The organism is Lacticaseibacillus zhaodongensis (assembly GCF_009687905.1).
Taxonomy (GTDB): Bacteria; Bacillota; Bacilli; order Lactobacillales; family Lactobacillaceae; genus Lacticaseibacillus; species Lacticaseibacillus zhaodongensis.
Window position 1 is genome coordinate 168,547 of record NZ_BLBG01000001.1, and the last position, 21,229, is coordinate 189,775.

A 21,229-nucleotide genomic window follows, 5' to 3' on the forward strand; every position below is an offset into this window, starting at 1 on the left:
GAGGGCCACACCCCGTTTTGTTACATAGAGAGTTGGGCAGAATAACTCGGGATATTTGTAGTCGAGCTGCAGCCCGCAGAAGCTTGCGGTTAGCACACTCCAGGAACAATGCCTAAGTGCTGGCATTATTCCTGGAGTACGCTAATCCTCAGCTTCTATGCGCGGGCTTCCGCTCTGTCATTAAGGAGGACATATCATGGCTGTTAAGAAAATGTGGGGCGGGCGCTTTAACGCGGTGAGCCCAGAATTTGCCCAAGAATTCGGTGCATCAATTGATTTTGACCAGGCCATGGCTGCCGAAGATATCGAGGGCTCCATCGCCCATGTGACCATGCTGGGGAGTACGGGGATTCTGCCCGCTGGGGATGTGGCCAAAATCAAGACGGGCCTGCAGGACATTCAAAAGGACCTCGAAGCCGGCAAGCTCGAGTTCACGGTGGCCAACGAAGACATTCACATGAATATTGAGGCCATTTTGACCCAGAAAATTGGCCCGGTCGCCGGCAAGCTCCACACCGCGCGCTCGCGGAACGACCAAGTGGCCACCGACTTCCACCTCTGGGTTTGCCACCGGCTGCCAGAAGTGATCAGCAGCATTGATGGCTTGCAAAAAGTCATTTTGAAGTTGGCTGAAGACAACGTGGAGACCATTCTGCCCGGGGTCACCCACCTGCAGCACGCACAGCCGATTTCACTTGGTCACTATTTCATGGCTTACTTCTCCATGTTGCAGCGGGATAAGGAACGCTTCCAGTTCAACCTCAAGCACGCCAGCATCTCGCCACTCGGAGCGGCGGCACTCGCCGGAACGACCTTCCCGATCGACCGCCAGCAAACCGCCGACTTGCTCGGCTTCCAGTCCGTTTACAACAACTCGCTGGACGCCGTCTCCGACCGGGATTTTGCCATCGAGTACCTGAGCAACGCCAGCATGCTGATGATGCACCTGTCCCGGCTGTCCGAAGAGCTCATCATCTGGGCCAGCTACGAGTACCAGTACGCGGAGATGGATGACGCCTACGCGACCGGTTCGTCGATCATGCCGCAGAAGAAGAATGCCGATTACGCCGAGCTCATTCGCGGCAAGGTTGGCCGGGTCTATGGCGATTTGACCAGCCTGCTCACCGTGATGAAGGGCCTGCCGCTCGCCTACAACAAGGACATGCAGGAGGACAAGGAGGGCGTGTTTGATGCGACCACGACCATCATGGGTTCCCTGCACGTGATGAACGGCATGCTCAGCACCCTGCACATCAAGAAGGACAACATGGCCGCGGCCGTGCAAAATGACTTCAGCAACGCGACCGAACTCGCGGATTACCTGGCGACCAAGGGCTTACCGTTCCGGCAGGCACACGCGATTGTCGGCAAGCTGGTGCTCAAGGGCATCCAGACCCACACGCCGCTACAGGACATGCCCTTGTCAGAATTGCAGGCTGCCAGTCCGCTCGTGGAGAAGGACGTTTATGTTGACCTCGACCCGAAGACAGCTGTTGAGCGTCGGACCAGTTTTGGCGGCACCGGATTCGACTCCGTGCGCCAGCAAATTGCGGCGGGAAAGAAATTACTGAGTGAGGTAGAGTAATGGCTTGGTTACGGAAAATTGCGTTAAGCCTTTTGTTAACCGCGGGGGTGATTGCCAGCGCGCCGCAGCACAGTACCGCGGCTGCTGCCAAGACCGACCCCACGCTGACTAAAATCAAGAAGGCCGGCAAGGTGCGGGTCGGGCTCTCCGCCGATTACGCGCCCTATGAGTTTCACTCAACAATCAGTGGTAAGGACCAGATTGTTGGTTTTGACGTCACCATGGACAAACTGATTGCCAAGCGTCTCGGCGTGAAGCTGCAAATTGTCGAAATGAGTAACGACGCGCTTTTGTCGGCACTCGAATCGGGCAAAGTGGATCTGGTTATTTCTGGGATCACGCCAACGCCAGAGCGGGCCAAGCGGGTGGACTTCTCTGTGCCTTACTTCAACGACCCCAACGTTGTGCTGGTCAAGAAGGCGGACAAAAATAAGTACAAATCTTTGAACGATTTCAAGGGGACGCGGATTGGTGCCCAAATCACCACCATTCAGGAGGACCAAGCGAAGAAGTACCTGCACGGCGCCACGGTCACTTCGCTCAAGAAGGTGACCGATGAGGCTGCTCAACTGAGTCAGGGCAAACTGGATGGCATCGTGGTCCCAACCACGACCGCCAAGTCCTACTCCATGCAAGATCCACAGCTAACCACCGCGCCCGTGCACATTCCCGGTGGTGGTGGCGAGTCCGCTGTCGTGCTGCCGAAAGGTTCACCGGTGCTGACCGCCAAAATCAACCACATCCTGAAGACCGAGGTCATCGGGGCGCCGATGACGCGCTGGCGGAACCAGGCCATCAAAATCATGGTGCACAAGAAGAGCTTCTTCCAGCAGTACGCGCCCTACTTCCTAAAGGGGACGGAGAACACCTTGGGCCTTGCCATCATCGGGGTCGCGGGGGGCTTTGTCCTCGGCACGATTCTGGCGCTGATGAAGCGTTCCAAAATCTGGATTTTCAAGGCACTTGGTAATATCTACATCGAATTCGTGCGGGGGACGCCACTGCTCATCCAAGTCTTCATCGTGTTCTTTGGCACCCAGATTATTGGCATGAACGTGTCGGGCTTCGTTTCCGGGGCAATTGCGATGTTCCTGAATTCGGGGGCGTACGTTGCCGAGATCATCCGGTCCGGTTTGAATTCCGTACCGGTCGGCCAGGGCGAAGCCGCGCGCTCACTGGGCCTGTCCCGTGGCCAGACAATGCAGCTGGTGGTTTTGCCGCAAGCGCTCAAAACGATTTTGCCGGCACTGGGGAACGAGTTCGTCTCGGTCATCAAGGAGGGCTCAGTCGTTTCCGTCATCGGGGTCGGCGAGCTGACCTTCCAGACCTCTGTTGTCCAGGGCGCGTCGTTCCGGGCGTTTCTGCCGCTGATCGTTAGCGCGATGATTTACTTCATCCTGACCTTTGGCTTGACGCGGATTTTGAACGCAATCGAAAAGTACGATAACCGCTCCAACGCTGCCAGCTGATGCTTTGCCGCTGACGTGCAGGTGGTAGATCAAACTAATTCTGACTTTAAAAGACCGCAATGTTTCCAGACAAAATCTGGTAACATCGCGGTCTTTTTTTGGCTGCGAAACTGGATTCAGGCCGGTTGGGAAGTGATTGGCAGTTTGGCAGCTTTAGAGCTAGCGGCGCGCGGATGCCGCAACCACGCGGGTTTGCGACTGGCTGGTGGTGCGGCTGCGCTTGGCCCCGCGGTGCTTAATTCGCTTGCGTTCAGCCCGCTTGCTATAGTTGGGGCGTAATCACGAATCAGTTTTCAACAATCGTCAGCACAGCCGCAGAGGGGAGGTGAACTTAATGGTCAAAATTCTAATTGCCAGTCACGGTCATTTTGCTAGCGGACTTAAGAGTGCGATTCAAATCCTGACGGGGATGGGCGGGAAGGTTGAAACGATTGACGCTTATATTGATGATTCTGATTACACCTTAGCAATTCGCCAATTTGTGCAGCAGGCCAAGGCCGATGGTGGGGTCATTTTCACCGATTTAGTCGGGGGCAGTGTTAACCAGAAGGTACTGCTGGAAGTTGCCAATGCCCCCAAAATCATTGTGGTCAGCCAAATGAACCTCGCAATCATCCTGGCAACACTGCTGGAGGCCCGGCCAATCACGACTGAGGTGCTGGACGAACTGATCAGCCAGAGCCAGGTGCAAAGAATCACAGTGCCTAAGACTCCAGAAACTACTGCAAGTGATGATGATTTCTTTAGTTAATGGAAGGGATGAATCGAAATGATTGCCCAATTACGGGTCGATGACCGCCTGATTCACGGCCAGGTGGCGTTGGTTTGGACCAAGGAGCTGGACACGCCGGGAATCGTGGTTGCCAATGACAACGCCGCGAAGAACGAGATGGTGCAGATGACGCTCAAGATGGCCACCCCGACCGGGAAGAAGCTGCTCATCCGGAGTGTAGACGATGCCATCAAGGTCTTCAACAACCCCAAAGGGAAGAATATGCGCATGTTTGCGCTGGTGAATAGCGTGCGGGACGCGCTGAAAATTGCGCAGAATGTTTCCGACATTGATGGCATTAATGTCGCCAATGTCGGCCGGTTTGCGGGCGGCGACAAGGCCACCATCAAGCAGCTGAGTTCGACTTTGATGCTCGAGCCGGCTGAGGTTGCTGCGCTCAAGGAACTAGTTAAAATGCCCATGCCCGTTTTCCAGCAAGTTTTACCAAGCAATGCAAAGACGCCAATTAAAAACCTACTCAAATAATTGCGGAACACCAGAATAAAGGAGGAATGAAGCATGTTACGCACCGCGATTTTGGCGGCACTGTGTGTGTTCGTCTGTTTTGGTGGTAACTGGTTGTGGGGCCAAACAATGATCGAGCGGCCCCTGGTAGTTGGTTTAGTTGCGGGCATTATTTTTGGTGATGTGCGGACGGGGGTCATGATGGGAGCGGCGCTTGAGGCAATATTCATGGGCGCCGTTGATATTGGTGGGGCCCTGTCCGCCGAGCCCGTCACGGCGACGGTGCTAGCGACGACTTTCGCCATCACCCTGAATGTGAACCAGAAGGCGGCTTTGGCGCTTGCCGTCCCGATTGGGGTGTTTGCGGCGTTTATTTCGATGTTCCTAAAGAACGTTGTAATGAACGTGTTCGCACCCGCCGTGGACAAGGTTGCGGAAAAGGATGACGCCAAGGCCTTGACCCGCCTGCACTTTACCATGTGGTTTCTGAATTACTTTGTCTTTTCGCTGGTAACCTTCTTCTCCGTACTGGCCGGGGCCAAGCCCGTGCAGGCACTCGTGGACCGGATTCCCGCAAACTTGATGGCGGGCTTGTCCGCGACTGGGGGCCTATTGCCGGCCGTGGGGTTCGCGATCCTGATGCGGATGCTCTGGAGTAAGCAGTTGTCGCCATTTTACTTCTTGGGCTTCATCCTCACGGCCTACATGAAGTTACCATCCGTAGCCGTGGCGGCGGTCGGCCTCGTGATCGTCATTGTTCAGTGGTTGCGGGACAAGCAAGTGATGGATCTTCAGAACAAGGAAAAGAAATTAGCCACTGAGCCGCAGAGCAAGGCAAGCAATGAAAGCAAGTCGAGCAGTGCCGAACAAGAAGAGGAGGATTTCTTCAAATGAAACTGACTAAGAATGTTTCCGCTGAAGACCGCAAAATGCTCAACTCAATCTTCTGGCGGTCATTTACTGTTTTTGCTAGTCGGGCCGGTGCTACCAAGGCGCACGCGCCCGGATTCATGTACTCGATCATGCCGGCCTTGGACCGGTACTACAAAGACGACAAGGAGGGCCACCGGGACGCGATGATGCGGCACACGACCTGGTACAACATCACTCAAAACGTCGGGACCTTCGTCATGGGGCTGGTTGCCTCAATGGAAAAGAAGAACGCCGAGGACAAGAATTTTGATGCCAGCTCCATCGTTGCTTTGAAGACCTCGCTGATGGGGCCCTTGTCGGGGATCGGTGACTCAATCTTCTGGGGCGTTCTGCGTGTGATTGCGGCGGGCATCGGGATTTCGTTAGCAACGCAAGGCTCCGTTTTGGGGCCAATCTTGTTCCTGTTGATCTACAATATCCCCTCGATCGCAACGCGCTACTACCTGACCTACATGGGCTTTACCGTTGGTGACACCTTTATCCAGAGTATGTACAAAAGTGGCAGCATGGCGCTGCTGAACAAGGCCGCCTCGACCTTGGGGCTCATGATGATCGGCTGCATGACCGCCAGCATGGTGACCTTCAAGAGTAAGCTGTCGATCCCGATTGCAGGCGGCAAGCCGATTCTGATTCAGACATACTTGGATCAGCTTTGGCAGGGGCTGGTGCCAATGTTAGTGACGTTGGGCTGCTACTGGCTGCTCAGCAAGAAGGTCAACGTTAACTGGATCTTGCTGGGGGTCTTGGTATTGGCGGTTGCCTTAGGACTACTCGGGGTGGTCTGATGGATAGCCCCCAAACTGAATATATTTGTAAGCAAAGGGCTTGGCGCTGGCGCTGAGTCCTTTTTGGTCCGCTCCCGCAAAAACTTTCCTAACTTCACCACAGTTTGGCCCCCAAACACTTCACATTTTGAACATTTTTGCCCCGTAGGCTGATTACATTGCAATTAATTACGTCGCTTTTACGGACGGAAATGGGGAATGTAACTATGAATTTCATCAAACGGGCCTGGCTCAACCTGATCACGCGGCGGGGGCGCAGTTTACTCCTAGTCTTGGTCACTTCTGCAATCATGCTGTTTGTGCTTGCCGGGATTCTCCTGCGTGGTGCCGCCAATACGGCCACGCAGACGGCCAAGGATAATGTCGGAGCGACCCTGACGCTGAGTGCGAACCGGCAGGCCGCATTCAAAAAGCTGCGCCAGGGCTCAAGTAGCGGCAAACCGATGGGCAAAATGGCGCTCAATATGCAGCCGGTCAAGATCAGCATTGCCAAGCAGATCGCCCAGCTCAGTAACATTGCGGGCTATTCGGTCAACGTGGCGGCGTCGGCAAATGCCAGCGGGTTCAGCGCGATTAGTAGCACCAGCGGCAGTAGTGGTGGCCCCGGGGGGATGCCGGGTGCCAGCAGCCGCGGCGATATCACGATCAGTGGGGTCAGCAGTACCGCCAGCAGCAGTAATTTTGCAAATGACACCTACAGTATCACCCGCGGGCACGGTTTGACCGCTAAGGATGCCGGGACCAAGCACGTTGTCATCGAAAGCGAGCTGGCGAAGCAGAACAATCTTAACGTGGGCGACACGATCAAACTGAAGGCCACGAGCGGCAGCAAGAAGACCTATCAGGCTACGGTTATCGGTATCTACAAGGCGAAGAGCTCCAGCACGGCAACTGCCGGTCCGGGGGCAAGTGACCCTGCCAACACTATTTTCACTGCTTACGCTTTTGCCAACCAGCTGAAGGGGAGCAAGTACGCCGGCACTGCTGACAGCGTGACCTTTACCGTTTCGACGCCCGGCAAGCTGTCCAGCGTCAAGAAGGCGGCAAACAAGCTGATCAACCGCAAAACCTACGTCCTGAATTCGGATGACGCCAGTTACAAGCTCGTTGCGCAGTCAATGAGTTCCGCAACCAGTTTTGCGAACAAAATTGTGTGGCTGGTCGCAATCGCCGGGACGATTATTTTAGCCTTGATCGTTATCCTGATGATTCGCGAGCGTCGCCATGAAATCGGGGTGCTCCTCGCACTGGGTGAGGGCCGGGGCAAAATCATTGCCCAGTTCTTCACCGAATTGTTCATCGTTCTGCTTGTTGGGGTCGGGATTGCCGGTGCGGGTGGCAAGTTTGTCGGTGACAAGCTCGGGGCCCAAGTCATGAGCAGTCAGACCGCCAGTCTCACGAATCTCTCCACCGTCACGGGTGGCGGGCAACAGGGTGGTCCTAGTGCCGGTGGTCAAGTTCCAGGCGGCCGTGGTGGTGCGCCAGCCGGTGGCCAGATGAACGGTGCGGCAACGCAGACCGCCAAGCTCAGTGCCATCAAGACCCACGTAACGGCCAAATATCTCCTGGAGCTATTTGCATTTGGCCTGCTGATCATCTTGATTGCCATTTTGGCCGGTGCGGGCGGAATCTTTGCCCTGCAGCCGCGGAAGATACTCATTGAATAGGAGGATGGCCCATGCTCAAGACTACAGATTTAGCTTACTGGTACGAAAATGAAAGCAACGTGCTGTTCAAAGACGTCAACCTGGAGTTCATGGCCGGCAACTTGTACGCAATTGTTGGTCAATCGGGGACGGGCAAGACCAGCTTGCTGGCGCTACTTGGCGGTTTAGACGTCCAGCGAGCGGGGCACATCGAATACGCCGGGACCGACATCGCCAAGATTGGGCTCAGTAACTACCGCCGCCGCGACGTCAGCATGATTTTCCAATCGTACAACCTGCTCGAGTACATGTCGGCACTCGACAACTTGATGACGGCGATGGCAATCACCGGCGCGCAGCACCAGGGGGAGCGTGAGTATGCGCGGGGAATGCTGCGCCAGCTCGGCCTCAGTGAAGACCAGATGGTGCAAAACGTGCGCAAACTGTCCGGTGGGCAGCAGCAGCGCGTTGCCATCGCCAGAACGATGGTGCTGGACGCAAAATTGGTGTTAGCGGATGAGCCTACTGGCAACTTGGATGAGCGCAACACTGCCGCCGTGCTCGCGCTGCTGCAGGCGCTCGCTCACGAGGCGGGTAAATGCGTGATCATGGTGACCCACGAAGCAGAGGTGGCCCGGCAGTGTGACGTGGTGCTCCGACTAAAGAACCGCCAGCTGACAGTTGAGCAAACCGTCGCCGCCGCGGCTAGTGGTACCAAATAAAATCAGCAGCAGGACGACCCGGTTTGTGAGTCGTCCTGTTTGGTTTTTGCTCAACTCGCTGACCTGACTGCTGCCCCCTAGTCTGCCTATGGTATAATGCGAGGTATAAAAATGTGGACGGAGGGGAATCTATGCAGAATATACTGAGCAGCCTGTGGTCATGGTCAACAGTCACGAACCTGATCGATATTCTTGTCGTCTGGGCAGTCTTGTACCGCCTGATCATGCTGCTCCGGGGTACCAAAGCCGTCCAGCTCTTCCGCGGGGTGCTGGTCATCGCCGTGATTAGAATCATTGCTTGGTACGCGCAGCTGCACGCGGTTGCGTTCATCATTGACCAGGTGATCAACTGGTCGGTTGTTGCAATCGTCATCATTTTCCAGCCGGAAATTCGGCGGGGCCTTGAGCACATTGGGCGGGGGAGTATCTTCACCCACACCCGCGACGATGAGCGGGAACAAGAGTTGCGCATGGTGAACGAAATCGACAAGGCCGTGCAGTACATGAGCAAGCGCCGCATCGGGGCTCTGATCACCATTCAGCGCAACACCGGGCTTGAGGATTACATCGAGACGGGGATCAAAATGGACGCGGAAATCACCGGAGCCCTCCTCATCAACACCTTCATCCCGAACACACCGCTGCATGACGGGGCGGTCATCATCAGGGACAACCGCATTGCCGTTGCGGCGGCCTATCTGCCATTGTCCGAGTCCAACGCCATTCCGAAGAGTCTCGGCACGCGGCACCGCGCCGCCGTTGGGATCAGCGAAGTGACGGACGCGGTCACGGTGGTTGTTTCCGAAGAAACTGGGGGCGTGACCCTGACCGCCAACAACAACCTGATGATCGATGTTTCGCGGGAAGATTACATGAAGTTCCTCACGGCGCAGTTAGTGTCACCCGAACAGGAAAAGCGGAATTCATTCCTGGACGCCATTACGTCGATTTTCCATAAGGGGGCGAAGAGATGAGCAAAATTTGGGATAGTCCGTGGATGTACCGCATCCTCTCACTGATTCTTGCGCTCGGAATTTTCGCCTATGTCAACGCCGAGAAGCTGAACAACTCCGTACGGACCGACCGCAATGATAACACCGCGATTCTGGCGACGAAAAAGCAGACCGTTAAAGTGCCGCTTGAACTTAACGCCGACACCGATAAGTATTTCATTACCGGTTATCCGGAAAAGGTTGCCGTGAAGGTTGAAGGTAACGCCGCCCTCGTGACGGCAGTTGCCAACACCCAGAACTTCCGGGTCTACGCTGATCTGCGTAACCTCGGCGTCGGTCAGCACACCGTTGCCCTTAAGCAGCAGGGACTGAGTAATCAGCTCACCTACTCGATTGAGCCGAAAACCATTAAGGTTAACATCCAGAACCGAATTAGCAAGACAATGGCCATCCAAGTGCACTACAATAAAGAAGCCATTGCGGACGGCTACCAGGTGGGGACGCCGCGGCTGTCGTCTAATTCAGTCCAGGTAACGGGTGCGCGTAACGAAATCGACCGGATCTACGAAATCTCTGCTAGTGTGACCTTGAACCGCAACACGAACAACGATGTAACGCAGACGGTCATGCTGCAGGCACTGGATAGTAACGGTCAAACCGTGAACGTCGTCGTGACACCGGAGACCGTGCGGGTGAAGTTGCCGATCAGCCTGCCGAGCAAGAAGGTCAAGCTCGACTTCAAGCAGAGCGGGACGCCGGTCACTGGCTTTAGCTATTCCTTTAAGTCGGATACGGATTACGTCACCATCCGCGGCAGTCAGCGGGAGCTAGACCGCATTGACCGTTTGACGGTGCCGGTGGACGTTTCTGGTCTCTCTAAAGACACCAAGAAGACGGTTGATCTGCGGGATGCCAACAAGGCCCTGCGTAGTATCAGTCCGCAGTCAGTTGCCGTGAATATCCAAGTGCAAAGCGCCAAGGCGGCAATTGAAAATTCAAGCCTGACTGGGCAGTAGTTTTTAAAATGAGTGTAAGCAGTAAATTAATATCAAGAAATGGGGATAAAAATGACTAAGTATTTTGGAACTGATGGTGTGCGCGGTGTTGCTAACGAGGATCTGAGCCCTGAGCTCGCCTTCCGTCTGGGTCGGACTGGTGGTTATGTACTTACGAAGCACCAGGACAACGATGGCGCACCACTAGTCCTGGTTGCCCGGGACACCCGGATTTCTGGCCAGATGCTTGCCGATGCGTTGATTGCTGGCCTTTTGTCAGTCGGCATTGAGGTGCTGAACCTGGGCGTGATCACCACACCAGCCGTTGCCTACCTGATTAAAATGCAGGGCGCCGCTGCCGGGATCCAAATTTCCGCATCCCACAACCCAGCGCGCGACAACGGGATCAAATTCTTTGGCCCTGATGGTTACAAGCTGTCCGACGCAACCGAAGAAGAAATCGGGACTTACTTGGACGCAAAGGTCGACACCTTGCCGCGGCCAAGCGCTGAGGGTCTCGGGACCGTTGCCGATTACCCAGAAGGGGCGCAAAAGTACAGCCAGTTCCTCGAACAGACCGCATCTGAAGACCTGTCCGGGATTCGTGTAGCGCTTGATTCCGCTAATGGTGCCACCAGCAAGTTGGTCAGCCGCATTTTTGCCGACCTCGACACTGATTTCGTGACGATGGCAACGAACCCTGACGGCATTAACATCAACGCCGGCGTTGGTTCGACTCACCCAGAACAACTCAGCAAGTTCGTTGTTGAGCAGAACGCCCAGATCGGCCTCGCTTTTGACGGGGATGGCGACCGTTGTATCGCCGTTGATGAGACTGGCGCCATTGTTGATGGTGACAAGATCATGTTCATTTTGGGTAACTACATGAAGTCCCAGGGTCAGCTCAAGCAGGACACCATCGTTACGACCGTCATGAGTAACCTCGGCCTCTACAAGGCGATGGAAGCTAACGGCATGAAGTCAGTGCAGACCGCCGTTGGGGACCGCCACGTTGTCGAAGAGATGCGTGCTAACGGCTACAACATCGGTGGGGAGCAGAGTGGCCACGTCATCTTGTTCGACCACCACAACACCGGGGACGGCATGTTGACCGGGATCCAGCTGCTCTGCGTCATGGCTGCGACTGGCAAGAAGCTGTCCGAACTGGCCGCACCAGTCCACACTTACCCGCAGCGGCTCGTTAACGTCCCTGTTAGCGATAAGAACGCTTGGAAGAACTACCCAGCAATTACCGACGCCATCAAGCTCGTTGAAGACAAGATGGCCGGCGATGGCCGCGTCCTTGTGCGCCCTAGCGGTACCGAAAGCCTGCTCCGGGTCATGGCTGAGGCCAAGACGCAGGAGCTCTGTGATGCTTACGTTGATGAAATTGTCGACGTTGTTAAGGAGCAGATGGGGAGCAAGTAACTACCCGCTGTAATTCAAATCGATCTGTGCACTAAACCAAAACAAAGCCTGACTGCTTCAACACGAAGCAATCAGGCTTTGTTTGTCTATAATTAACTGGTAACATGTATAACCTGTTATTTGTCTGCCAGTTTAAACGCGCTGATTTATATCCCCGTTCCTAGCAGCTGGAAACAAACTTCATTAATATCGATTTGATACGCAATAATATTTAGAAAAATAATCTCTATAAATAGCTTATGCATAAACAAAGAATGACCATTATTGAGAAATATTAAGCGATTAATATTGACAAAGTTTTAAAAGAAAACATGGCTGAACACATTGTTCACTTAACAGCCTAACGAAAAATATCATTATTTAAACATTTACACCAGCGGCATCAGAATGTAAATCTCAACACGTGGTCAAGATTAGCCGCGTAGTTGCAGGCTAATGGCTGTTATAATCATGCTTTGACGGTAAAAATCAAGCGCCGCTTTTTAGATTCAGATAACATCACGGCTGACGACAGTACGCGTTTATTAAGACTATTAAATAATTAGCCAACCATGCCCCAACTTGATATACTAAAGGTGTGTAAAAATGACTAACATGCTTATCTTTGGTTAGTAGCACTGAAAGGAAACTTCATTTTTCTAATGGTTCCTTTTAGCAAGAAAAGGATATACATTGTTAAAGTTGATGCGATTTAACCATTGCCGAAACCGTTATTTAAACTTAGATTGCAGTGCGCCCGACAGTTCATGCGCACGTGAGAGGAGACGCAGGCATGTACAGATTTTTTGGCCAACCCAAATTCTGTCCCACCGATTATGATAAAGGCCCCATTGGCTATGAGCTTTTTCTTCGGGAGAAGATTAATAACCAGTGGCGCTTACCAGAAAATTTCGAAGCAATTTCCGGTGAAATTTTTGCTGAATTGCTTCAACGGACAATTTTGTCCCTGCCTGCCAGCACCGAAATGATTTCGTTTAACCTGGAACAAAGTCATTTCGTTAATGCCACCTACCTGAAAATGGTGAAACGCATTCAGGGCCTGACCTCGATTCACCTGTACACCGAGCTCACTGAGCGGAACATCGATGGCGTTAATGTCGATCAATTACGTAGTGCAGCACAGCAGTACTATAACTCCCGGCTCTCCGTTGTCCTGGATGATGTCGGAACTGCGGAGAACAACGATGATACCGTGACTGAGTTGAACGCTTATGTTGATGAGTATAAGTTCGCCCTGCAGAACCTGCGTCCGTTCGCGTCCATTGATGACATTCGGCCAATCATTGATCACTGGTGGCGGCGTGCCAAGGACAACAACAAGTTGCTCGCGATTGAGGGCATCGAGACTCAGGAAGAATTCCAGACAATCGTCAAGGATTATCCGAGTGATATTGTTCAGGGTTACTACCTGGGCAAACCAGCAATTATCCCGATCAACAAGACTTTGACCGTCAGCCCCAGGTTTGCTCCTGCTGAGAAATGGTGCCTAGGGACTTTTGCAGCTGAATCATTTGCTTGATCTCGTAGGTGCTTCCTCCTACACACGAAGCAAGAATATTTGAATAGCGTCGATACCGTTCAGCACAGTTTGGCTGACGGTATTTTTTTGCCTAATTTTAACGCTGAACTAAAAAAATAAAAAAGTTTTCTGGCCTGATTGGTCTAGTTACCGAATGAGCATGATTTCGGGCCTGTAAACGCTATTGTGCAGACTGATGCCATTTGTGAGCTTTCCTGACAAAAGTGGCAGCTTCCTGTACCTATACCAATTTCAAAATTGCAACTATACCAATAATGATTCGGCCTTGACAAGTCCCACCGGACACCGGTATTCTAGGCACATCCAATAAATGGGCGGCTGAGTAATGGCATAGCCCAATTCGAAAGGGTGGAACATATACATGTGTGGAATTGTCGGAGTTGTTGGGAACGTTAATGCAACTAAAGTATTACTGAATGGTCTAAATCGTCTTGAATACCGGGGTTACGATTCAGCTGGTATCTACGTTAATTCACAAGATGGCAAGCCGTGCCTGATCAAGCGCGTTGGCCGGATCAAGAACCTTGAGGCCGCTGTCCCGGAAACGCTTAGTGGGACCCAAGGAATCGGGCACACGCGTTGGGCAACCAATGGTGAGCCTACTGTTGCTAACGCGCACCCCCACGTTTCCGCAGATGGTCGTTTCTACCTGGTCCACAATGGTGTGCTGACCAATGCCCAGGCTCTGCGTAACGAATACTTAGCTGACGTGGATTTTGCCAGTGACACTGATACTGAAGTTGCCGTGCAACTTGTTGCTCGCTTTGTTGCGGAAGGGCAGTCCGTTAAGGAAGCCCTGCGCAAGGTGATGCAGCTCGTTGAGGGTTCATACGCTTTTGCACTTGCCGACAAGGAAGATCCAAACACCATCTATGTTGCCAAAAACAAGTCCCCATTGCTGATTGCGAAGGGTGATGGCTTTAACGCTGTTGGTAGTGACGCCTTGGCCTTACTTGACCAGACTAATCAGTTCATCGAATTGCACGATGAGGAATTGGTTGTGCTGACTGCTAACTCGATCAACATCGAAAGTATTGACGGCACGCCACGGGAACGTGAGACTTACACAGTTGACGTGAGCGAAGGTGACGGTGAGCTCGGTGCTTACCCATTCCACATGCTCAAGGAAATCGACGAGCAGCCCGTTGTGATGCGCCGGCTGCTCAGTGCCTACGCTAAGGCTGACGGCAGCATCGATATGCCAAGCGAACTGCTCGACGCGATGAAGCAGGCTGACCGGCTGTACTTCGTTGCCGCCGGGACTAGTTACCACGCCAGTCTTGCCGCCGCAGCCATCTTCGAAAAGATGGCGCAGGTACCAGTTTCCGTTAATTTTGCCTCCGAATTCGGTTACCACATCCCATTGCTGTCCAAGAAGCCTTTCTTTATCTTCCTGACTCAGAGTGGCGAGACCGCCGACATTCGCCAGGTGCTCGTTCAGGTCAAGAAGCGGCACTTGCCAGTTCTGACCATTACCAACGTCATCACGTCCACCCTGGCCCGCGAAGCCGATTACGCACTGAGCCTGCACGCTGGCCCAGAAATTGCCGTTGCCTCCACCAAGGCGTACACGGCACAGGTCGCGACCTGCGCGCTGCTGGCCAAGGCGCTGGGCATGCACAAGCAGGTGGCCGCTGCCGCTGATTGGAACCTTGCGCACGACTTGAGCCTGGTTGCTACCGCTCAGCAGACCCTGGTTGACCAGAAGGAGACCATTCACAAGTTCGCCAAGGAAATGTTCGCGACGACGCGCAACGCCTTCTACATCGGCCGTGGTAGTGATTACTTCGTTTCCCTCGAAGCAGCACTGAAGCTGAAGGAAATCTCCTACATTCAGGCTGAAGGCTTTGCTGCCGGGGAACTTAAGCACGGCACGATTGCCCTGATCGAAGACGGGACCCCAGTGGTTGCCGTGATCAGTGATCCGGTTACTGCCGACCACACGCGCTCCAACGCAACCGAAGTTGAAGCCCGGGGTGGGAAGGTGCTCCACATTGTGACCGCCGCGCTTGAGCAGAAGGGTGACGAGCTCGTTGTACCAGACGTCAACCCACTGCTGGCACCACTAGTAACAATCGTTCCTGGTCAGCTGCTGGCGTACTACGCAAGCCTGGACCGTGGTTACGATGTTGACCGGCCGCGGAACCTGGCTAAGTCAGTTACCGTTGAGTAATTAATCCAAAATGTTTCAGCAAACGGGGCGCACGTGGGTGCGGCCCGTTTTTGCGTGGACAGTCTAAGATTCGCTTACGGAGCTTACGCAAAGGCTAAATCGGCGTGCGTTTTGGGCCGGATATGCTAAGCTAATGCATGGAGGATACATAAATGCAAACACTGAAGAAGTGGCGCTGGTTCATCCTGGCCCTGCTGGTAATTTTGTTTCTATTCATTAGTAGTTCCATGACTTATAAACAGCAAACCGCCGTCCCCTTATTTGAGCGCGTGCTGCACAGCGAGCCCGGTCTGGGTTTACTAGCCAAAATTCACATTAATTACGCTCCGGGCGAAGTTATTAGTGTGCAAACGTCAGGCTATTACAAAACCTTGGAGTTTATTATGCGCAAGGCGGCCCATTTCGGCAGCTACTTTTTGATGGCGCTGTTCACTTACCGGGCACTGTACGGGCGGATGACGCCGCAGTGGTTGCGGGTGATTTTTGTGCCCCTGGCCTGTGGTGGCGCTGCCGCCCTTGACGAGTGGCACCAAGCATTTACCGGCGGCCGCTCGCCGATGGTCCAAGATGTCATTTTGGATATGGCCGGGGCGACGGTGGCGGTACTGATCTGTGTCATTTGCGGCTGGATCTGGGCCCGAAGCAAGCACGGAAAGCAGGGTAGGCACAGTGCGCGGTCAGTTAGTTAGGTGGCCGTTTAGATAACCGTGCCGAGTCGAGCCTTCGCTCTGTGCATAGTCGAGCTACGCAGGGCAGCCTTTAGAACTTTCGCAGCTTGCTGCCATTAGTTCCAAGGACAACGAAGTGAAGCCTGCGCTTTGCACACTCCGGAAGCAATGCCAAAACCCGGCATTTCTCCCAGAGTACGCAAATGCTCAGCTTCTAACCGTCCTGCTTCGCTCTGTGCATTAGAATCTCCCCGCAACTCCCTGTTAAACGGGGGTGAAAGCGTTGAAGGTCTAGGCCGCGTTTGCTATAATAGTAGCGATTTTGTGATTAGCACATCTAAGAAAGAGGGTTTATCATGTCAGGACATTCCAAGTGGCACAACATCCAGGGCCGTAAGAACGCGCAGGATTCTAAGCGGGGTAAGATCTTCCAAAAGATCTCCCGTGAGCTTTTCATGGCAGCAAAGCAAGGTGGTTCTGACCCTAGCGGTAACCCATCTCTTCGTTTGATGATGGACAAGGCGCGTGCTGCTAACATGCCTAAGGACGTTATGAACCGGGCCATTAAGAAGGCTGATTCCGGCGACAAGACGAATTATGATGAAGTCACATATGAAGGTTACGGACCAAACGGGATTGGGATCCTTGTTGAAGCAATGACCGACAACAAGAACCGGACTAGTTCCGACGTTAAGGTCGCCATTACTCGTCACGGCGGGACAATGGCTGGCGCTGGTGCGGTTTCCTACATGTTTGACCGCAAGGGTAGAATTGAAATCAGTCGTGAAGATCTCGACACGACTGAAGACCAGATGCTCGAAGTTGCACTCGAAGCTGGTGCTGATGACCTGAAGACGACTGATGATACTTTTGAAATCATCACCGACCCGAAGGAATTCACCAAAGTTCGTGACGCAATTTCCGCACAGGGCTTCAAGTTTGAATCTGCTGACCTCGCAATGATTCCTGAGAATCGCGTTGAGGTTCCAGAAGACAAGGAAGAAAGCTTCCAGAACCTACTGGACGCGCTTGACGCAAACGACGATGTTACCGACGTTTACACGAGTGCTAAGTGGGCTGACGAGGACTAAGCGTTAGGTCTTAATAGTGCAATTATGGGCTCCCGATTATTCGGGGGCTCTTTTTGTATGATGCGCAGCGGGGTGTTCAGAAGCTGAGCATTTGCGTACTCCGGGAGAAATGCCGGGCTTTGGCATTAACTTCCGGAGTTTGCAAAGCGCAGGCTTCTGCCCCGCGCAGCTCGACCGTACAGAGCGGAGTCACCCGGGTTGCCCCTGAGCATCAAGGTGCCTTAGGTTTTGACGAATGGTTTTCTCGTCAAGACCTAAGGCATTTTTAGCGGAGCCATTTCTGCTTGTGCAGCTTGCTGCCCTTAGCGGAATGGACAACGGAGTAGGAGCAGGGTGACGTAGCTCGACTACGACAGAACGGAGGCTCGTAGCTCAACTAGGATGCGGCAAAAATATTTTACCTACCTTGTGCAAAATCCGGTCTGTCTTCGAAATATATATGTGTAGAGGTGATGAAGATGGACATTGAACGGATCATTGAACTGGCACTTGCCGATGGCGCGAGTGATGTTTACCTATTGCCGAGTGGCGACAGATATCGGCAGTTGGTGCGGACACCACGGGGCGTGGAGTGCATTCGCGCGGATATTGATGCGGAAACGGCCGCAGTGTGGATCAACTTGTTGAAGTATAAGGCGGGGATGAACTTATCCGAACACCGCCGAGTCCAGCAGGGAGCGGTGTGGCTGGACTCGGCAGGCTGTTTTTTGCGGCTCAGTTCGGCCGGAGATTATCAGAATCACGAATCATTGGTTATTCGGATCATCGACTCGGTGCCAGCGGTGAATCCGAATAGCGAGGACGTTATTGCCCAGTTGCTGGACCTAGCGACGCACAAGGGCCTCCTGGCGGTGTGCGGACCAACGGGGGCTGGGAAGACCACCCTGATGTATCAACTAGCGCAGCGCCTCGCCCAGGACCGGGTGGTAATGACCATTGAAGATCCGGTGGAAATTGCGGAGCAAGGCTTCCTCCAGCTGCAGGTGAATGTTGCGGCGGGGATGACCTATGCTAGTTTGCTGAAAGCTAGTTTGCGGCACCGGCCGGACGTGGTGATCATCGGTGAATTGCGCGATGAGGAAACCGCCCGGGCGGCGTGTGAGGCTGCTTTAGCGGGTCATATTGTGATGGCGACCGTGCACACGCGGAGCCCGGAAGATGTGCCGCTACGGCTCATCAGCTTGGGCGTGCCGCCTGAACTGGTCCACGGTGCGCTGCGGGTTTCGGCGCAAGTACAACTGCACGTTGCGGCTGCAATCGAGCCTTTGGTTGAAATTTGGCAGTGGAACAATGGGGAAGGAGAATTACTGACTCCGCGGCTCTGGGAACAGGAGGTGGCGGCCGGTGCGGAATAAACGCATGTCGCTGAAAGTGCAGGCGCGCTGTTGCGGGACAATCAGCTCCCTGCTGGAGGCAGGGTTTACCTTGGCGCAGTCCTTAGATTTTTTGGCCGTGCAGATGCCGCGGCAACGGGAACGAATCGCTGCGCTGCAGGCGGAACTGGCGGCGGGCACGGATGTCGCCGCGGCGTTTGCAGAAGCTGGCTTTGCGCCAGTGGTGTGCACCCAAGTCGCGCTGGCTGATGAGCATGGGGACCTGACCGGGACTTTAAGCGAAGTTGCAGCCTACCTAAACTTGTTGCAGGAGTCACGCAGTCGGGTGTGGCAACTGCTCGCTTATCCGCTGACACTGTTGGTGTTGCTCACGGTGCTCCAGGCGGGGATCGTCTACTGGGTGCTGCCCCAGCTAACGATGCATCCCGCGGGGGCGATGCTACCGCAAATTGCCCTGTGTGTTGCCATTATCGCCGGGGTGCTGATCGTGTACGTTTTTGTCCGCGGCATGGATGCGTCCAGGCGCTACCACCTGTTGCGCCACGTGCCCATCGTGGGTGGCATCATGAATCGCTACTACCAGTATGAATTCACAATCGGTGCCGCCAGCTTTTTGAATGTGGGGCGGGACTTAGGCATTTACTGTGAATATTTAGCTGCAATGCGGCAGGGGCCGCTGGCGGAACTCGGTCAGCGGGTGACCACGGAGGTGAAGCGCGGGTCGTCATTGAGCACCGCGCTTGACGACCAATTGGTGCCAGCAGGCCTAGTTCAGTTGGTCGAAATGGGGCAAGCGCCGGATTTGTTTGCCAGCTCGGTTGCAACTTATGCCCGCGGAATTTTTGCCGACCTGCAGGTGCAGATGAACCGCATTTTGGCGTTTGTGCAGCCCCTAATGTTCTTGATCCTGGGGGTGCAGATCGTCCTGATGTATGCGCGCCTGTTGTTGCCACTGTACTCAGTGATTGGAGGATATTAGAATGCACAATTTATGGGACGTAAAATGCACTCGGCGGCGGGCCGGCTTCACCTTGATCGAGGTGCTGGCCGCACTGGCAATTATCGTGGTGCTGACCCTCGCCCTCATTTTGACGGTCAAGGGGCAGGTGGAACAAGCGCACAAGAAGGATGAAAACCTGATGATTACAACGGTGAACGCTCAGCTTGAAGTGCAGAGCACTGACATGGAAAGTGGCGAGCTGGCGGGTTTGAACAGCACCAAGGAATTGCTCGACTCCGGGTTGATCAGTAGCCAGCAGTATTCCCAGCTCAACAAGGATCACGCAAGCGTCAAAATTGAGGACGGTCATCCGGTGGTGACCGCGGGGAAGGATTAGTTGCGGCGCCCGGGGTACACCATGGTGGAGGTGACTGCAGCCTTAGTGGTTATCACCATGTTGATGCTGATGGGTCTACATTTTGGCAAGCGGTACGTGCAGGAACAACGGGAGCTCGCGTTCATGCACCAGGTGCAAACCGAATGGCGTGCGGTCCAGAGTCGGGCCCAACTGCAGGCCCGGCCCGGCAAAATGCAGTGGCTGGAAGACGAACATCGGGTCAAATTCATGCTTAATGAAGGCAGCGGGAATAACCTGTACGCCCTACCGCTGCCGGCAACTCTGCACGTGCACAATTTTGTCATTGAGCAACCGGCCGGCAGCAAAATGTACAGTAAACCGCGAACGGTGCATGTGCGGTCCAGTCTTGGTGATGACTACATTCTTAAATTTGAAATGGGGTGGGGACAATTATTTATTCAAAGGGGCTCCGTGCGGGTGGAGTAATGGTTGAACACCTGGCCGCCATCGTGGTGGTGGCGCTCAGTTGCGTCACTGTGGCGACGGTTGCAAGTGTGCACAGCCAAATGGTCATGCCCGCACGGATGGACGCGCTCGCCCAGCAGGTGGCGCTCAACATGGTGCGGATCAACCAGGCAGGTGGCGGGACTCGTACCGTTGAGCGAATGGGTAGTCACGAATTTACGGCGCGAATCGTGGACCGCAATGTGGAGGTGAGCAGCGATGCCAGCAGTCAAAAATGGCGCTACACGGCCCGGGTTCACGATGATTGAATGCACAGCGGCGCTGGTGGTGTTTGCTATCATCGCCCTGATGTGGCAGCCAATTTTGCACACCGCAACGCATCTGCGCCCGCGAGATGAAGGTTTGGTCCAGTTGTTAGCGGCCCAAAGACAGCTGGAGGAGCTTGCCAAGGGCGGGACGGTCGCGGCGGAATCGGGAGAGCTAGTTGTCAACTCTGCTGCTGGCAAACGTTACGAGGTCAATTACTACATGTCGCCGGCAAATGGGCACATTATCCGCATGACGACCGCCGCCGGGGGCTACATGCCGCTTATTGCACACGCAGCCGGTTTCACGGCGGAACAGGTGGCGGCCGGTACTGTGCAGTATGTCATTAAATTAGACACGGGCGATGAATTCACGGGGGTGTTGGCAACAGATGAACTGCATGACGTCACAAAAAAATCTCCGCCGGGATCCGCAAAGAAGGCGGAGCGCTAGTGCCCTTGTGAGCGCACTAGCGCTATTGGTGGTTGTAACAACGCTCACTTTAGGATTGGTACTGCAGTTTAGCCGCTGGCGGGGTGAATACCGGGCCGAACGGCAATATACGGAACAGTTATTAGTACAGCAAAACAACAAAAGTGAC

Annotated in this window: 21 protein-coding genes; all 21 read left to right on the top strand. The window is 54.1% G+C overall.

Annotation, left to right across the window (positions count from 1 at the left end):
* Positions 1 to 196 precede the first annotated feature (196 nt).
* The 21 genes from argH to GN107_RS00870 all read left to right on the top strand — a co-directional run bounded on the left by argH (position 197) and on the right by GN107_RS00870 (position 21,081).
* A complete protein-coding gene (gene argH, locus GN107_RS00770; protein ID WP_155286131.1) occupies positions 197 to 1,585 on the top strand; it encodes an argininosuccinate lyase in 1,389 nt (462 codons plus the stop codon).
* The gene (locus GN107_RS00775) at positions 1,585 to 3,054 is read left to right on the top strand and encodes an ABC transporter substrate-binding protein/permease (RefSeq protein WP_155286130.1); all 1,470 of its coding nucleotides are present in this window, start codon (positions 1,585 to 1,587) and stop codon (positions 3,052 to 3,054) included. Before argH ends, GN107_RS00775 begins: the two co-directional genes overlap by 1 nt.
* A 334-nt stretch (positions 3,055 to 3,388) precedes the next feature.
* Positions 3,389 to 3,805, top strand: a complete 417-nt coding sequence (locus GN107_RS00780; RefSeq protein WP_155286129.1) for a PTS sugar transporter subunit IIA domain-containing protein — start codon at positions 3,389 to 3,391, stop codon at positions 3,803 to 3,805.
* An 18-nt stretch (positions 3,806 to 3,823) separates the two neighbouring features.
* Entirely contained in the window at positions 3,824 to 4,312 is a 489-nt protein-coding gene (locus GN107_RS00785; RefSeq protein WP_155286128.1) for a PTS sugar transporter subunit IIB, read from the top strand.
* 33 nt (positions 4,313 to 4,345) lie between these two features.
* Positions 4,346 to 5,185, top strand: coding sequence for a PTS mannose/fructose/sorbose/N-acetylgalactosamine transporter subunit IIC (locus tag GN107_RS00790; RefSeq protein WP_155286127.1), 840 nt, complete (start codon positions 4,346 to 4,348; stop codon positions 5,183 to 5,185).
* Positions 5,182 to 6,009 (top strand): PTS system mannose/fructose/sorbose family transporter subunit IID, encoded by an 828-nt coding sequence (locus GN107_RS00795; protein ID WP_155286126.1) that lies wholly within the window; start codon positions 5,182 to 5,184, stop codon positions 6,007 to 6,009. The genes GN107_RS00790 and GN107_RS00795 overlap by 4 nt, the downstream gene beginning before the upstream one ends.
* Before the next feature lie 206 nt (positions 6,010 to 6,215).
* Positions 6,216 to 7,676 carry an ABC transporter permease gene (locus GN107_RS00800; RefSeq protein ID WP_155286125.1) on the top strand — a complete coding sequence of 487 codons (1,461 nt, stop codon included), beginning with the start codon at positions 6,216 to 6,218 and terminating at the stop codon, positions 7,674 to 7,676.
* An 11-nt stretch (positions 7,677 to 7,687) separates the two neighbouring features.
* Complete coding sequence (locus GN107_RS00805) at positions 7,688 to 8,377, top strand: ATP-binding cassette domain-containing protein (protein ID WP_155286124.1); 690 nt, start codon at positions 7,688 to 7,690, stop codon at positions 8,375 to 8,377.
* Between the two features lie 131 nt (positions 8,378 to 8,508).
* Positions 8,509 to 9,351 carry a diadenylate cyclase CdaA gene (gene cdaA, locus GN107_RS00810; protein WP_155286123.1) on the top strand — a complete coding sequence of 281 codons (843 nt, stop codon included), beginning with the start codon at positions 8,509 to 8,511 and terminating at the stop codon, positions 9,349 to 9,351.
* Positions 9,348 to 10,346, top strand: a complete 999-nt coding sequence (locus tag GN107_RS00815) for a CdaR family protein (protein ID WP_155286122.1) — start codon at positions 9,348 to 9,350, stop codon at positions 10,344 to 10,346. The genes cdaA and GN107_RS00815 overlap by 4 nt, the downstream gene beginning before the upstream one ends.
* Positions 10,347 to 10,397: 51 nt before the next feature.
* Positions 10,398 to 11,753, top strand: coding sequence for a phosphoglucosamine mutase (gene glmM / locus GN107_RS00820; RefSeq protein ID WP_155286121.1), 1,356 nt, complete (start codon positions 10,398 to 10,400; stop codon positions 11,751 to 11,753).
* A 772-nt stretch (positions 11,754 to 12,525) separates the two neighbouring features.
* The gene (locus GN107_RS00825; RefSeq protein ID WP_155286120.1) at positions 12,526 to 13,272 is read left to right on the top strand and encodes an EAL domain-containing protein; all 747 of its coding nucleotides are present in this window, start codon (positions 12,526 to 12,528) and stop codon (positions 13,270 to 13,272) included.
* 382 nt (positions 13,273 to 13,654) lie between these two features.
* Positions 13,655 to 15,466 carry a glutamine--fructose-6-phosphate transaminase (isomerizing) gene (glmS, locus tag GN107_RS00830; RefSeq protein ID WP_155286119.1) on the top strand — a complete coding sequence of 604 codons (1,812 nt, stop codon included), beginning with the start codon at positions 13,655 to 13,657 and terminating at the stop codon, positions 15,464 to 15,466.
* 152 nt (positions 15,467 to 15,618) lie between these two features.
* Entirely contained in the window at positions 15,619 to 16,155 is a 537-nt protein-coding gene (locus tag GN107_RS00835; RefSeq protein ID WP_155286118.1) for a VanZ family protein, read from the top strand.
* Positions 16,156 to 16,490: 335 nt separating this feature from the next.
* Complete coding sequence (locus GN107_RS00840; protein WP_155288042.1) at positions 16,491 to 17,225, top strand: YebC/PmpR family DNA-binding transcriptional regulator; 735 nt, start codon at positions 16,491 to 16,493, stop codon at positions 17,223 to 17,225.
* A gap of 458 nt (positions 17,226 to 17,683) precedes the next feature.
* On the top strand, positions 17,684 to 18,580 hold the full coding sequence (locus tag GN107_RS00845) for an ATPase, T2SS/T4P/T4SS family (protein WP_196246211.1): 897 nt from the start codon (positions 17,684 to 17,686) through the stop codon (positions 18,578 to 18,580).
* Complete coding sequence (locus GN107_RS00850; protein WP_155286115.1) at positions 18,570 to 19,538, top strand: type II secretion system F family protein; 969 nt, start codon at positions 18,570 to 18,572, stop codon at positions 19,536 to 19,538. Before GN107_RS00845 ends, GN107_RS00850 begins: the two co-directional genes overlap by 11 nt.
* Position 19,539: 1 nt before the next feature.
* Positions 19,540 to 19,896 (top strand): type II secretion system protein, encoded by a 357-nt coding sequence (locus GN107_RS00855; protein ID WP_155288043.1) that lies wholly within the window; start codon positions 19,540 to 19,542, stop codon positions 19,894 to 19,896.
* A 21-nt stretch (positions 19,897 to 19,917) separates the two neighbouring features.
* On the top strand, positions 19,918 to 20,343 hold the full coding sequence (locus GN107_RS00860; protein ID WP_155286113.1) for a hypothetical protein: 426 nt from the start codon (positions 19,918 to 19,920) through the stop codon (positions 20,341 to 20,343).
* Complete coding sequence (locus GN107_RS00865) at positions 20,343 to 20,630, top strand: hypothetical protein (RefSeq protein ID WP_155286112.1); 288 nt, start codon at positions 20,343 to 20,345, stop codon at positions 20,628 to 20,630. The genes GN107_RS00860 and GN107_RS00865 overlap by 1 nt, the downstream gene beginning before the upstream one ends.
* Positions 20,581 to 21,081 (top strand): prepilin-type N-terminal cleavage/methylation domain-containing protein, encoded by a 501-nt coding sequence (locus GN107_RS00870; protein WP_155286111.1) that lies wholly within the window; start codon positions 20,581 to 20,583, stop codon positions 21,079 to 21,081. The genes GN107_RS00865 and GN107_RS00870 overlap by 50 nt, the downstream gene beginning before the upstream one ends.
* The last annotated feature ends 148 nt before the right edge of the window (positions 21,082 to 21,229 follow it).

Bases quoted from the DNA above. Each gene is read 5' to 3' on its own strand.
- GN107_RS00775 (WP_155286130.1), top strand. From the start codon at position 1,585: ATGGCTTGGTTACGGAAAATTGCGTTAAGCCTTTTGTTAACCGCGGGG.
- argH (WP_155286131.1), top strand. From the start codon at position 197: ATGGCTGTTAAGAAAATGTGGGGCGGGCGCTTTAACGCGGTGAGCCCA.
- GN107_RS00835 (WP_155286118.1), top strand. From the start codon at position 15,619: ATGCAAACACTGAAGAAGTGGCGCTGGTTCATCCTGGCCCTGCTGGTA.
- GN107_RS00870 (WP_155286111.1), top strand. From the start codon at position 20,581: ATGCCAGCAGTCAAAAATGGCGCTACACGGCCCGGGTTCACGATGATT.
- GN107_RS00860 (WP_155286113.1), top strand. From the start codon at position 19,918: ATGGTGGAGGTGACTGCAGCCTTAGTGGTTATCACCATGTTGATGCTG.
- GN107_RS00790 (WP_155286127.1), top strand. From the start codon at position 4,346: ATGTTACGCACCGCGATTTTGGCGGCACTGTGTGTGTTCGTCTGTTTT.
- GN107_RS00795 (WP_155286126.1), top strand. From the start codon at position 5,182: ATGAAACTGACTAAGAATGTTTCCGCTGAAGACCGCAAAATGCTCAAC.
- GN107_RS00845 (WP_196246211.1), top strand. From the start codon at position 17,684: ATGGACATTGAACGGATCATTGAACTGGCACTTGCCGATGGCGCGAGT.
- GN107_RS00840 (WP_155288042.1), top strand. From the start codon at position 16,491: ATGTCAGGACATTCCAAGTGGCACAACATCCAGGGCCGTAAGAACGCG.
- GN107_RS00805 (WP_155286124.1), top strand. From the start codon at position 7,688: ATGCTCAAGACTACAGATTTAGCTTACTGGTACGAAAATGAAAGCAAC.
- GN107_RS00855 (WP_155288043.1), top strand. From the start codon at position 19,540: ATGCACAATTTATGGGACGTAAAATGCACTCGGCGGCGGGCCGGCTTC.
- GN107_RS00825 (WP_155286120.1), top strand. From the start codon at position 12,526: ATGTACAGATTTTTTGGCCAACCCAAATTCTGTCCCACCGATTATGAT.
- GN107_RS00815 (WP_155286122.1), top strand. From the start codon at position 9,348: ATGAGCAAAATTTGGGATAGTCCGTGGATGTACCGCATCCTCTCACTG.
- GN107_RS00865 (WP_155286112.1), top strand. From the start codon at position 20,343: ATGGTTGAACACCTGGCCGCCATCGTGGTGGTGGCGCTCAGTTGCGTC.
- cdaA (WP_155286123.1), top strand. From the start codon at position 8,509: ATGCAGAATATACTGAGCAGCCTGTGGTCATGGTCAACAGTCACGAAC.
- GN107_RS00800 (WP_155286125.1), top strand. From the start codon at position 6,216: ATGAATTTCATCAAACGGGCCTGGCTCAACCTGATCACGCGGCGGGGG.
- glmS (WP_155286119.1), top strand. From the start codon at position 13,655: ATGTGTGGAATTGTCGGAGTTGTTGGGAACGTTAATGCAACTAAAGTA.
- glmM (WP_155286121.1), top strand. From the start codon at position 10,398: ATGACTAAGTATTTTGGAACTGATGGTGTGCGCGGTGTTGCTAACGAG.
- GN107_RS00780 (WP_155286129.1), top strand. From the start codon at position 3,389: ATGGTCAAAATTCTAATTGCCAGTCACGGTCATTTTGCTAGCGGACTT.
- GN107_RS00785 (WP_155286128.1), top strand. From the start codon at position 3,824: ATGATTGCCCAATTACGGGTCGATGACCGCCTGATTCACGGCCAGGTG.